The organism is Fictibacillus sp. NRS-1165 (assembly GCF_050468105.1).
GTDB lineage: Bacteria > Bacillota > Bacilli > Bacillales > Fictibacillaceae > Fictibacillus_C > Fictibacillus_C terrinigri.
This window is the reverse complement of record NZ_JBDPNU010000046.1, coordinates 17437-29573: the sequence shown is the minus strand read 5'-3', so window position 1 is coordinate 29573 and position 12137 is coordinate 17437. Positions and strand designations below refer to the sequence as shown.

The window sequence follows — 12137 nt, the reverse complement described above, 5'->3', positions numbered from 1 at the left end:
ACTGGTGCAGTGAGTTAATAAAAAAGAACTGCGCTGCAGTTCTTTTTTCAAGGTTACTAGCTTCCTGCACTCGAGGAAGAAGCTGCAGTTGTGGCAGCAATGGCTGCAATCGCCGCTGCTTGCTGTGCTTGCATGATTGCCTCGATGGCTGCAAAGATTCCGGCCCCGAGCAAGGTAGTGTCATGCATCTTCTCACTCAGTAGGAAATTGGCCACCATTAGGATATTCATGTCTTTATGCCACTTAAAGTGCTTCTCGTCGCTTAAACGGTCTGCGGCTTTCAAAACAGTCGCCACTTCCTTTTTAATAGAGCGAGGAGACCGGCCAGCGGATAATGCATCGCTCTTGGCTTTTTCCACTGTGTTCTGAAGGCATCTGCCACTTTTGTACATTGTTCGTTAAGGGCATCCGCCTTATTTTCGTCCCCTAGAGACAGGATGTGGCTTAAGAACTGCAAGTCATTCCCTTTCGCAAATCCTTGCTGATTCAGACATTTATAAAAATACTCAATCTGTTTCATCAAATCGTTTACCGTTCCTTCCCGTTCTGCAAGAAGGACGGCCAGCGGAAAATCTGTACTGGAAGTAAGAAAAAAATGGTTGGATGACATCCCTTTGTACACTTGCATAACTCGTTCGATGTCCTCCGTTCTGCCATTTTCGATTTGCTCCAGCATCACTTGAGCTGCAATATAAGTAGAGGCACCCCTGCTGAATTTACCAGAGACCATCTTTTCGTACACTTCAAGCAGGCGATGGAACTTCTCTACAGAATTCTCAAAACGCACATCGAGCATCGCGGCTGTTGTGTAACGGTAGGAAGACTTTAGCGTATTGAACGCTCCTACCTGTTCTTTAACATAATCGCTCAATGACTCAAACCGCCTTAAATCAAACGGTTTTTCGTTGATCACATACATGGAAGCGATCATCATCACTCATTTTCCATTTAAACGCCGTTTTCAGCTGGCTGTATATATCGGTATATGTAGTAAGCTTTTGTTCAAAGGATGGTGTCAGCATGCCTTAACTCCCCTTCCAAATTTCCGACTAAACCAATTTACGGATCTGTTATAGGAAAGTTTCAAATGATTACCTATAAAACTTCTTCTGAAATGAGGCCAAAGCCAATTCTAGCCGGATCGACCAGGTAAGCTAGATAAAACTCTTCAAATTCCATCTTCTCCCGAACGATGATCGCTCCGTTCTCTTTTGCTTTTGAAATTGCCTCATCAATGGATTCTACTTCGATTTGAATCCGAGTACCATGCGGAAAATCGTGAGGTCCTTTTGCTATTCCTCCATCGATTTCTTCTGATCGATCCTCTCCTGTGGTAACAACCGATAGTGCCAACGAGGTTCATCCACCTGCCATCCAAAAACATTTGAATAGAATGCAGCTGCTTTTTCCGGTTCCTGACTATTCATTTCAGATCCAACCACTCTTGCCATTTTAAATCTCACTCTGTTTAAGTGGAATCAAACATAAGTAAAAAAAGCCGCCTAGGCAGCTTTTTTTTAACGATGTATTTATTTTCCCAGTGTTGAGATTTGCCAAGTCACTCCGTATTTATCTTTAAGCTGGCCATAAGATGGGCTCCAGAAGGTTTCCTGCAGCTCCATGATCACTTTTCCGCCCTCTTTTAACTTCTCAAAAATTTCTTTGGAGGTTTCGGCGCTGTCAATTGTGATCGCTACTGTTACTTGGTCTCCAGTTTCATAGGGCATCCCCGGGAACGTATCAGATAGCATCAAGTCATGATCTCCTACTTTTAAATGGGCATTCATTACACGGTCTTTTGCTTCTGCAGGAACAGGATATTCCGGATTCTCCGGCTGGTCGCCGAAAGTTTGTACAGATAAAACCTTCGCATTTAATGCCTTTTCATAAAACTTAACAGCTTCTTGACCATTTCCATTCGTTACTAAATAAGGATACAGCCCTACGATCATATCAGACACCTCGTTTTATTATTTTTCGAACGTATGTTCCCGTTTATATTACTACAGATATAAAATAAGTGCAACACCCTACTACCTAAATTTTCTTATTCATTTTTTAAGTGGGAGGTGCAATTTGTGAATCGGATAAGTTTTCCGTGACGAGTGTACTCAAGCAGATGCATGCCTGTATTTTCAGAGTGAAACCAAACAGTATTGCCGGAAGGCAGCCCCACGAAGCTTTCAATGATTTGTGTGATCATGCCTCCATGAGAAACAACGGCCACTCTTTTAATATCCTTGCCAAGTTCTTTAATCGATGATAAGTTCCTTTCACCCCTCAGCCTGAAATTAGTTTTAGATTCATTTTCCTGTTGTTCTTTAAGGTTCTCTATGTAGGTTACCGGGCAGCCTGTTTTTTTGGAGAGTCGATCAGCAGCCTGTCTGGCCCTGATCAGGGTACTGCTCCAAATCACATCAGGCAGAAGTTCTGTACACACACGAAGTGCCATTTTGTCCACTTGATCAACCCCTCGGCGTGTCAGCGGCAAATCAGTTGAGCCTGTGTAGTCTTCTTCTAGAAAATCATCTTCTGATTCCCCGTGCCGAATCAACAAGATCTGCATGAGCACCTCCTAAAAAAAGAACCGAGTTACATCGGTCCTCCATTGTATGAACTATTATTTTTCGCATTCTCTGATTCTAAAAGTCGAACGGAGTCATCCTCTTGGAGTGCAGTCTTTGTTGCTTTGCTGGAATATACAAAAAATCCAATCATAACGGCCGCCGCGATCAACAGCAGCAAGAACCAAGCCATTAGACTTACCTCCTTTTTTTAATCTCTCTCTGCTCTACCTTATGAAGCAAATCAGCAAATGATGAAAAAAAGCGGAATAGCGCCTCATCATCACTCTTATTAATTTCTCTGTCCTACAGAATATTCCTTCTAACGAATTAAATGTACTTTACAAAAATGGCCGGTACCTGGCTTTCTTCAAACAAGTGATTATTTCGCCAACATTACTGGCTTTCTTTTATTTCGGCTCACTTTCGACCGGTATTGCATCAGTATGATCGAAGCGATAACGAATGAGCTGATCCCGAAGCCGATCACCATCTTTTCAAAACCAATCGTATCCAGGAATAACCCGGTTAACAGCATAAGAATCTGAAAGATAATGTTGTCGGTCATTCCTTTAATGGAGAAAAACCGTCCATGATAGTCAGAAGGGATGTCCGTTTGGAAAATAGTCGTGGTCACAGGGAAAAGCATACCCGCTGAAAGGCCGAACAGGCCAAACGAAACAACAGACATCGCGGGATGAGCCGCTAAAAATAATGATGTATGAGCGGTCGCGATAAGAAAGGTGATGCCAAACAGAAACGGCAGCCGCGGACGTTCGCGAAAGAACTTTCGGGCCAGAAAGGTACCAAGAAATACACAAAGCCCCTCTGTTGTATAGAGAATCCCTTTAATACCGGGATTGTGCTGGATTTGGCTGATCTCGATGACCATCAAGTTAAAACCAGAAAGAAATAGGTAAGGCGGTATGAGAAGAAAGATACCGTATACGACCTTCGATTGTTTTCTCACGATAGGATAAAGTTCTTTTAACGTAGTGAAGAAGTTCTCTTTCTTTCTGTCTGCTGACTTCTCCTTCACTTTTCCCTCTACTGAAATGTAAAAAGTCGAGAGGAGGAGTATAACATACGTTACAAGTGTCACTGTATACATTGCTGTCAGCGACATACCGACGAGCATTGCTCCTCCAAGCGCTGTCCCTGCGATTCTTGCACCTGTAAAAATGTTCATATATACACCGTTTGCCTGCAGAAGTTCTTCTTTTCTCACAATCAGCGGAATGAGCGTCTGCATGGCGGGATTGGAGAACGTTCCCGCGATTCCAATGATGAACGTGTAGATCAGCATCCACCAGACATTTTCATAGGCAATGGCCAAGTACATGAAACCGATTGCAAAGCACCTGGCCAAACCGGCATAAATGAGGATTTTCTTCTTATCTCCACGGTCAATGATCCTCCCTGCCATGGGAGCAAGAAAGATCCCGACCAAAAATCCTGACAGAATGATCAGTGCCTGTAAAAAGGATGACTCTACGTTCTTCTGCAAAAATTCAAGGTTGCCGATGATCCCGACCCATAGACCGGTACTCGAAACGGCGACACCAAACATAAGTAATAAAAAGTTACGGTTCTTCCACATTCCATTACCCCTTTCCCGATACATCACACATATTTAACATTACCACCATATTTTAACATGAATGGCGAGGAACGGGATAAAATTGGGTTATAAATCCGCACCCGACGGATTTATGGAAGACAAGACCCGGCATATAGTAATGAAGATAACCCTTGGATCATCTGAATCCAGGGTTTTAATTGTTAAAGGGGCCATAGATATGATCAAAAGAAAATTATCATTCTTTACGATAGGTATTCTTATACTCACGCTTGGCATCGCACTAACCATTCTTTCAAACTCCGGCACTTCCCCTTACGATGCACTTCTCGTTGGATTGTTTCGAAGCATTGGGCTTACTGTAGGCTCGTGGGAAATTCTCATTGCCCTGTTGATGATCTATTTAAATGCAGCTGTTTCTCGAAGCCGGCCCGAATACTTAGCATTAATGACGGCTTTCATCACCGGGGCTGGCATCGATTTCTGGCTCTTCACCCTTCAAAACTGGCTGATACCCATTTCCTACTTCTCTCAATTCTTGCTGCTCACTTTAGGCATGGTGGCCATTGGTATCGGAACATCCCTCTATTTACAAGCCAAATTTGCACCTATTCCCCTGGACCGTCTTATGCTCATTCTTCAAAACCAGGCTGGCTGGACGCTCGCTTTATCTCGTCTGGTGATCAGCATTGTGATTCTTATACTCGCCTTTCTTCTCCACGGCCCCATCGGCATTGGAACGGTTTTGACCGCATTTTTCAATGGAAGCATTCTTTCCTTTTTCATGCCCCTCGCCACGAAATTGTATAACATTTAGATGGATGATCGAACCGCATCTGCCTTTAAAAAAAAGACGGATGGCTCGTTAGCCGCCCGTCTTTTTATTCTTATCCCAGCGATTGATCACTGCTGCATTTGCCGTGCTTCCAATGACGTTCAGTGCAGTTCGGAAACCATCGGTCAACCGGTCCACTCCCGCAACGATTGCAATCCCTTCAAGGGGCAAGCCAGCCGCGGACAATACAGTGGTCATCATAATGATGCCTGCACCTGGCACACCAGCTGTACTGAAGGAAACAAGCAGGGCACTGATAAAAACTGATGTGATTAAAGAAGCGGTTATGGGTACATCAAAGAATTGGGCAATGAAAAGAGCGTTGAACCCTTGTAGTATGGCCGCTCCATCCCGTTTAACAGCTGTACCAAACGGCAGGGCAAAGCTGGTGATTTCTTGTCTCATCCCGTAATGGCTTTTTGCGTTATCCATGGATACTGGCAGCGCGGCATTAGAGCTTGCGGTGCCAAACGCCAAAGAGAATGAAGGAAAAAAGCTTTTAAAGAAATGGTTTGGCTTGGCTCCAACGATCAGTAGAAACAGATAGTAGATCACCGTCATCACAATAATCGCTGCTATTAAACCAACGACATACAACAGAAGCTTTTTTACGATACCGAAGCCTTGTGAGGCAATGACGGAGGCTATTAAAGCAAACACACCGATCGGAGCCACCTTTAATATGATTTGCAATATTTTTTCCACGATCGCATACACACTTTCAACCAAAGCCCTAAAAGGTTTGGCTTTCTCCTTTACGAGATTCATGGCTGCTCCGATTAAAACCGCTGAGATAATAACCTGCAGCAAGTTTGCTGTACTCAAAGCTTCAAAAGGATTCGTCGGTACGATGCCTACTAACCAGTCCACTAAGGATTGGCTTTTCTGTGTTTTATCCGGTGCTTCCGCCATTTTTGAAAGAGAGATCCCTGTACCTGGCTTGAGGATCGCCGCCATGAGCATGCCGATCGCGAGGGCTATCGAGCTGGTGATGATATACAGCGGGAGGAGTTTAGCAGTATATGATCCGATCTTTCCCGTTCCCTGGAGACTTGTCAGTCCAATGATCAGTGACGTGAATACGACAGGAACGACAATGAATTGAATGACTCGAATAAAGGCTTGTCCGATCGGTGACAGGACATAATGATCAATCTTCCCAACATGACCGGGAACCAATGCATGTAAGAGAGCGCCCGCAAGAATACCCAAAATCAATCCTGCAAGAATCTTTGTTGATAATTTCAGTTTTCTCCCCTCCTATTTCATAGTTATTACATTGGTTTACTATATAATAATTTGGCCGATCGTCCAAAGATGTTGCTTGTCATTGATAAAGTGACTGAATGCTCTTCAGGTCATGAAGCAACAAGCCAATCTCCTCACTGCTCAGCCTGACCGGCATCGCATCATATAGAGTAATGACCTGACCATCCAAGTCATTTTGATGCTTCTGAAGATAACCGTAAAGCTTATTTAACTGGCTGACGGATAGGGTGGATTGTGTGGCCAGATGCTTCACTTGCTGCAGTGAAAACTCGTTCATGCTCACATCAAATTCTCCTGAGATGATGTTTCCGTTCATTTGCATGTGATCTCTCCCTTCTTTATTTTTTTTAGTTTACCCTTCACCATGAAAATTCCTCGTCTTTTGTCACAGAAGATCGCTCTTTCTCGTCTTGATTATAAAAGAGAAAGTGGTGATCTTATGGAAACATTTGAAACAGTGATCATTGGCGGAGGGATTGCCGGGCTTACAGCAGCTGTCTATTTAGCCAAAGCCGGTATTTCAACAGTGGTCATTGAAAAAGGAAATCAGCTGGGAGGCCGGGCACAAACGGTCAAAAAAAATGAAGCCCTCTTTAACCTTGGCGGGCATGCTCTCTATAAAGGCGGTGAGGCCGAAGCGATTTTAAACGAGCTTGGGATCATCCCGTCAGGAAGTGTGCCTGTTACGAAAGGCAGTTTGATCTGGAATCAATCTTTATATACGTTTCCCAGCAACTTCACTTCACTTCTTTCCACCAAGCTTCTTTCGTGGCCGGGAAAAATGGAATTGGGAAAGCTTTTGGCCACACTGAAACATATCAATCCCGGAGCATTGGGTACATTGAGTCTGAGAGAATGGGCAGAAGCGGAAATCCAGGATCCCATGGTCAGACACATTTTTTACGCGTTATGCCGGACATCCACCTATTGTATTGGCCCGGACCATCAAAGAGCGGATGCAGTGATCCAGCAGGTCATCAGAGGCTTGAACGGCGTGCTCTATGTAGATGGCGGCTGGCAGACCATCGTTGAAGAGTTAAAGGAGTCGGCGGTAAATATGGGTGTGATGATCATTACTCATCAATCCGTCTCTTCCATACGGAAGAACCATTCTTTCACCGTCTCCTTATCAAACGGAGAAAGCATTGATGCTCTCTCTGTACTGTCGACTGCCAGCCCAGAGCAGACGTTCCGGCTTATGGAAGGCGCTGAAAGCACCTCTCTCTCCACTTGGAAAGATAGAGTTAAGCCGGTCTTTGCTGCTTGTCTTGATGTTTCACTGCGTACTCTTCCAAATCCCGGCCAGCAGTTTGCGATTGGTGTGGATCAGCATATCCTGTTTTCCAATCATTCAAGAGCAGCCCGTTTAAGCGAAGACGGTTCAGCGGTCTGCCAGCTCATCAAATATTTGGGGACAAATCCAGAAAGCAATGCAATAGACTGCAAGCAGGAACTGGAGCATATATTGGAAATGCTGCAGCCGGGCTGGAGAAAGGAATTGAAATCCTATCAATATCTGCCTCATATCGCCGTGGTGCATGATTCCTGTGCGATGGATCATCACCTTTCCTATGGCCCATCTGTTCCGGAGATCCCGGGTTTTTATATTGCAGGAGATGGAGCAGGCCATGGCGAAATGCTCGTAGATGCGGCGTTCGCAAGTGCAAAACGAGCTGCTCAAGCTATTGTTCAAGACGCAGTGAAACGTATCATTCAAAAGGAGGCATAACGTGAATCCGATAGATACAGAAATGCTTTATATCAATCACCACCCTCTTCTTTTTTCCTTGGCGTATCGAATGCTGGGCAGTGTCCAGGACGCCGAAGACATCATCCAGGATACGTTTATCACATTAAATGGAGCAAAAGTGGAGCATATTCAAAATATAAAAGCCTATCTCTGCAAAATGGTAACAAACTGCTGTATCGACCGGCTGAAGTCTGCTCGAAAGAAACGGGAACAGTATGTTGGAGAGTGGCTGCCCGAGCCGCTGCTTACAGAAAATGACCGAATTGAAGATCCAGCCTATCAGATGTTTATGAAAGAATCGGTTTCAATGGCTTACTTGCTTCTGCTGGAACAGTTATCAGAGACTGAGCGAGCGGTGTTTCTTCTAAAAGAGGTTCTTCAATACAGCTATGAGGATATTGCTGAAATGGTTGGCAAAAGCAGTACGAATTGCCGCCAGATCTTTCATCGGGCTAAGAAAAGCATAGGAAGACCATCTGAAGAAAGGAAAATGACGAAAAAAGCATCCTCACTCACCGAACAGTTCGTTCGTGCTCTCACTTCCGGAGATACAGGTGCTTTGCTCAGCCTGTTGTCCGTTGATGCAACCCTGATCACAGACGGTGGCGGAAAAACGAAAGCAGCCATCTTCCCAATTTTTGGGGCGGAGCGGATCTCCCGGTTTTACCAGGGCATTCTGCCAAAAATTCCGAAAGACATCAGCTATACCTCTACCTCGGTAAACGGGGGACCTGGAATGATCTTAAAAGAAGGCGAGAGAGTCTATGCTGTCATGTCCTTTCAAATTCAGAATAACAGCATCCAAAACATTTACACGGTCATGAACCCCGAAAAGCTTACTCATATCTCTGCCTAGTTGTCAGGAATGCGGTTTATGTTCATACTAGAAAGGTATACTAGAACATCTTCCGTACCGGGAGAACATGTGGAGGATTTACTTGAATAAGAAACTGAAGCTTGTCCTTATCATCTTGCTGCTCTTGCTTGCTGTCTATGCCGGCGGTTTTCTCATTTGGACCCAGAAGACCTTCGTGCCTACCGCTCAATTGAACCAGTTAGTGGACGTAAAAAAAGAGGTCCTGCATCAAGACGACCTGTATATTTTCAAACCGAAAAATATGAAACCCACGGATGGCGTCATTTTTTATCCTGGTGCTAAAGTGGAACCAGCCGCATATTCCTACTGGGCAAAAAAAGTGGCTGATGCCGGGTATCTCGTTGTCATTCCAAAAATGCCGCTGAACCTGGCATTGCTCGGCAAAAACAGAGCCGACGAAGCGATGAAAGCCGATCCTGCTATTAAGAAATGGTATATTGCCGGCCATTCAATAGGAGGACCAGCAGCTTCCGCTTATGCTCTAAAACACCCCAATAAGATTAAAGGCATCATCTTCCTTGGTTCCTATACAACGGAAGGTTCAAATTTATCAAAAGCCCGCTTTCCTCTCCTGTCCATTTATGGAGAACGGGACGGATTGACAACAAAAGCAAAGATCAATGGCAACAAATCTTTTAACCCGGCAAATACAACCTATTATGAGATCAAAGGCGGCAACCATGCCCAGTTTGGCATGTACGGTCCGCAAGCCGGGGACAAAAAAGCGCGGATTTCCAATAAGAAACAGCAGGATGAAGTAATTAAAGAAATGATCTCCTGGCTCAATAAGAAAAAACAGCAATAACTAATGAAGTGCACCACCCTTGTTATCATTCTCTACAAGGGTGGTGCACTTGCGATTAGGGTGCAATATTTAGTTTTTCTACCATCGTAAACTAGAAAGATAGGATGGAAGTGCTGTACTTTATTGATCTAAAGCGTGTTCGCCCAAAACTACAACTGGACTTTCACGCTTTTCCTTGGTAGTTTTTGAAGAGAGCCTCATTTTCTATTATGCATCGGTAAAGGAGACGTTCTGAATGGATAAAAGCAGTAAAAATGGAAGTGTGGAAAAAGCTCTCAGCATCTTGGAGTTCTTTTCAGAAAACACTCCCTTTTATACGTTGCAGCAGCTTTCCAAGGAATCCGGATACCCAAAGACCACGTTGTTCCGGTTATTGTGTTCTCTGGAGAAATTCGGTTATATCAGAAGAGCACAAACCAAAGGTGAAATACAATTCGGCCTTGGCTGGAGTTTTCTAGAAAAGGCCGCACTCGTAAAGGAACAGATCAATTTGAAGGAACTGGCCAAAAATATAATGATCTCTTTAAGAAACAAAACGAATTTAACGGTACAATTAGCGATCCAAGATGGAAGAGAAGCGGTCTACATAGAGCAGATCCCTTCCTTTCAGCCTATTCGGGTCTATCCTGAAATCGGCCGGCGGGTCCCTTTAAATTCAGCAGCCTGTCCACGGATCCTCTTAGCTTATCTTCCCGAAGAAGAGCAAAAGGGATTCTTAGAGTTCCATAACTCTCTTAATACAAAGAAAAAGGAAGACATACGAAGTGAATTGTCCATGATAAAGCAACAAGGATTTGCGATCAGTAAGGGAGAACTTGCTGAAGGGACAATGGCGCTGGCTGTTCCCGTTTTTGATGCACAGAACGAGATCATAGCCTCTCTGAGTGTCATTGGGTTAGAAAATGATCGTCTCTTTTACGATACTTCAGAACTAATTAGCAACCTGAAAGAAGCTTCTTCCAGCATTCTATCGGTGCTAAAAAGTTAAACACGTGTCCACGTGTTTTTTTTGTAAAAACAGAAGGAAAGTTGTCAGAAGGATCGAACTAATTTTAATATACGGAATAATTATTCCTATATTCGGAATTAGATAATGGGAGGGCATGCTGGTGAATCAACAAAATCTAAAACGATCACTTTCTTTTCTTGACCTTTACTCACTCGGTGTAGCTGCACTCATAGGGACGGGTATCTTTGTCCTTACGGGAATTGCTGCAAAACCAGCTGGAGCTGGCTTGTTTTTAAGCTTCCTCATCGCAGGGGGCATCGCCATTTGTACCGCGTTATCTTTCGCAGAGCTCTCAGCAATGTATCCACAGGCAGGAGCAAGCTATGTATACTGTAAAAAGGCTTTTTCCACATTGGGACAAGGAACGGGAAATTTAGTAGCTTCCGTTGTCGGATGGACGCTCATGACCCAGTATATCGTTGTTGGTGCCGCTGTTTGGCTTGGGTTTGGACTGTATGCGCAGTTTTTCCTGCCCGGTCTGTCCGTTACGTTCTGGGCTGTCATATTGGGCGTATTGACCGTCACTCTTTTATATCTTGGCATCTCTTTTTCAAAATCAGTTATTAATCTGTTAGTCATTGTAAAAGTATTTGCTCTTCTTTTATTTGTTGTGCTCGGGATTCTTCACCCACAACTTGCAATGCCCATTCATCAGACACCATTTCTCCCACAGGGGTTTGGCGGACTAATGGCAGCGGCAGCGATTATTGCTTTCGGACAGATTCATATCGATGCTATAACCACCGTTGCGGAAGAGGCAAAAAATCCCTATCGTGATATTCCGAGGGCGACTGTGTGGGCAATTGCCACCGTTGTTGTCTTATATGCACTAGTGGGCTGGGTCTCCGTGACTCTTGTTCCTACCGACGTACTTCCTACCCTCAAAGCACCATTAGCTTCAGCTCTTAATGTTGTCACCTCTGGATGGGCATCAAGTTTTGTGGCTGCAGCTGGGATTGCAGCGACGATTACTTCGGGTTTAGGCTGTATGATCGGAGGTCCCCGTGTAGGGCTGGCCATGGCGAGAGAAGGTCAATTATGGTCTTCCTTCGGAAAAATTCATACGAAATTCAAATCACCGAGCACGGCAACCCTTATTACAGGGGCTTTTGCCATCCTGCTAACACTTACGGGAAATCTCAGCCTCGTGGCTTCAGCCGGCGTATTTACCGCCTTAATGGTTTTTATTGCAGTTAACGTAGCAGTTATCATTCTTCGTTATAAAGAAAAGCACACAAAAAGGCCCTTTAAAATACCTGGAGGGCTCCTTTTCCCAATCCTGGGAATTGCCGGCACGATTGTGGAATTGTTCTATTTGGATCCAAAGGCTATTTTAATGGGTGCTGCGTGGATGGTAACAGGTATCATCGTTTACTTCTTTTTTAAAAAAGCGGGAACACACCAATCATTTGATTCAATGACTGATCATAAAAAAGTGTAGGAGGGTTT

At 44.3% G+C, this 12137-nt stretch carries 14 protein-coding genes and 1 pseudogene; 6 read left to right on the top strand and 9 right to left on the bottom strand.

The window, feature by feature from the left end:
* Positions 1-56: 56 nt before the first annotated feature.
* From ABHN01_RS19690 to ABHN01_RS19660, 7 genes and pseudogenes are all read right to left on the bottom strand, one after another.
* Positions 57-919: pseudogene (locus ABHN01_RS19690) on the bottom strand (DUF4003 family protein).
* Positions 891-1022, bottom strand: a complete 132-nt coding sequence (locus tag ABHN01_RS19685) for a hypothetical protein (protein WP_429876926.1) — start codon at positions 1020-1022, stop codon at positions 891-893. The pseudogene ABHN01_RS19690 and the gene ABHN01_RS19685 overlap by 29 nt, the downstream one beginning before the upstream one ends.
* A 73-nt stretch (positions 1023-1095) precedes the next feature.
* The gene (locus ABHN01_RS19680) at positions 1096-1353 is read right to left on the bottom strand and encodes a VOC family protein (RefSeq protein WP_429876925.1); all 258 of its coding nucleotides are present in this window, start codon (positions 1351-1353) and stop codon (positions 1096-1098) included.
* A gap of 176 nt (positions 1354-1529) precedes the next feature.
* On the bottom strand, positions 1530-1952 hold the full coding sequence (locus tag ABHN01_RS19675; protein ID WP_429876924.1) for a VOC family protein: 423 nt from the start codon (positions 1950-1952) through the stop codon (positions 1530-1532).
* Between the two features lie 95 nt (positions 1953-2047).
* The gene (locus ABHN01_RS19670) at positions 2048-2566 is read right to left on the bottom strand and encodes a histidine phosphatase family protein (protein WP_429876923.1); all 519 of its coding nucleotides are present in this window, start codon (positions 2564-2566) and stop codon (positions 2048-2050) included.
* Between the two features lie 26 nt (positions 2567-2592).
* Complete coding sequence (locus tag ABHN01_RS19665) at positions 2593-2757, bottom strand: hypothetical protein (RefSeq protein ID WP_290400210.1); 165 nt, start codon at positions 2755-2757, stop codon at positions 2593-2595.
* A 189-nt stretch (positions 2758-2946) separates the two neighbouring features.
* Positions 2947-4164: an MFS transporter gene (locus ABHN01_RS19660; RefSeq protein WP_429876922.1), complete on the bottom strand. Its 1218-nt coding sequence runs from the start codon at positions 4162-4164 to the stop codon at positions 2947-2949.
* 199 nt (positions 4165-4363) lie between these two features.
* On the opposite strand from ABHN01_RS19660, the gene ABHN01_RS19655 reads away from it, so the two are divergent.
* Entirely contained in the window at positions 4364-4960 is a 597-nt protein-coding gene (locus tag ABHN01_RS19655) for a YczE/YyaS/YitT family protein (protein ID WP_429876921.1), read from the top strand.
* Between the two features lie 48 nt (positions 4961-5008).
* Here the strand turns inward: ABHN01_RS19655 and ABHN01_RS19650 are convergent, their stop codons facing one another.
* Positions 5009-6208 (bottom strand): dicarboxylate/amino acid:cation symporter, encoded by a 1200-nt coding sequence (locus tag ABHN01_RS19650; RefSeq protein ID WP_429876978.1) that lies wholly within the window; start codon positions 6206-6208, stop codon positions 5009-5011.
* A gap of 97 nt (positions 6209-6305) precedes the next feature.
* A complete protein-coding gene (locus ABHN01_RS19645) occupies positions 6306-6569 on the bottom strand; it encodes a hypothetical protein (RefSeq protein WP_429876920.1) in 264 nt (87 codons plus the stop codon).
* A gap of 117 nt (positions 6570-6686) precedes the next feature.
* Between ABHN01_RS19645 and ABHN01_RS19640 the strand changes: the two genes are divergently transcribed.
* The 5 genes from ABHN01_RS19640 (at position 6687) to ABHN01_RS19620 (ending at position 12129) form a co-directional block, all read left to right on the top strand.
* On the top strand, positions 6687-7976 hold the full coding sequence (locus ABHN01_RS19640) for a phytoene desaturase family protein (RefSeq protein ID WP_429876919.1): 1290 nt from the start codon (positions 6687-6689) through the stop codon (positions 7974-7976).
* Between the two features lie 10 nt (positions 7977-7986).
* Positions 7987-8853, top strand: a complete 867-nt coding sequence (locus tag ABHN01_RS19635; RefSeq protein ID WP_429876977.1) for an RNA polymerase sigma-70 factor — start codon at positions 7987-7989, stop codon at positions 8851-8853.
* 82 nt (positions 8854-8935) lie between these two features.
* Entirely contained in the window at positions 8936-9679 is a 744-nt protein-coding gene (locus ABHN01_RS19630; RefSeq protein WP_429876918.1) for an alpha/beta fold hydrolase, read from the top strand.
* A 235-nt stretch (positions 9680-9914) separates the two neighbouring features.
* Complete coding sequence (locus ABHN01_RS19625) at positions 9915-10667, top strand: IclR family transcriptional regulator (RefSeq protein ID WP_429876917.1); 753 nt, start codon at positions 9915-9917, stop codon at positions 10665-10667.
* Positions 10668-10788: 121 nt separating this feature from the next.
* A complete protein-coding gene (locus tag ABHN01_RS19620) occupies positions 10789-12129 on the top strand; it encodes an APC family permease (protein ID WP_429876916.1) in 1341 nt (446 codons plus the stop codon).
* The last annotated feature ends 8 nt before the right edge of the window (positions 12130-12137 follow it).

Excerpts from the sequence above, each read along its gene's own strand:
- ABHN01_RS19685 (WP_429876926.1), bottom strand. The coding sequence starts at position 1,022 with ATGCTGACACCATCCTTTGAACAAAAGCTTACTACATATACCGATATA.
- ABHN01_RS19675 (WP_429876924.1), bottom strand. The coding sequence starts at position 1,952 with ATGATCGTAGGGCTGTATCCTTATTTAGTAACGAATGGAAATGGTCAA.
- ABHN01_RS19670 (WP_429876923.1), bottom strand. The coding sequence starts at position 2,566 with ATGCAGATCTTGTTGATTCGGCACGGGGAATCAGAAGATGATTTTCTA.
- ABHN01_RS19665 (WP_290400210.1), bottom strand. The coding sequence starts at position 2,757 with ATGGCTTGGTTCTTGCTGCTGTTGATCGCGGCGGCCGTTATGATTGGA.
- ABHN01_RS19660 (WP_429876922.1), bottom strand. The coding sequence starts at position 4,164 with ATGTGGAAGAACCGTAACTTTTTATTACTTATGTTTGGTGTCGCCGTT.
- ABHN01_RS19655 (WP_429876921.1), top strand. The coding sequence starts at position 4,364 with ATGATCAAAAGAAAATTATCATTCTTTACGATAGGTATTCTTATACTC.
- ABHN01_RS19645 (WP_429876920.1), bottom strand. The coding sequence starts at position 6,569 with ATGCAAATGAACGGAAACATCATCTCAGGAGAATTTGATGTGAGCATG.
- ABHN01_RS19640 (WP_429876919.1), top strand. The coding sequence starts at position 6,687 with ATGGAAACATTTGAAACAGTGATCATTGGCGGAGGGATTGCCGGGCTT.
- ABHN01_RS19625 (WP_429876917.1), top strand. The coding sequence starts at position 9,915 with ATGGATAAAAGCAGTAAAAATGGAAGTGTGGAAAAAGCTCTCAGCATC.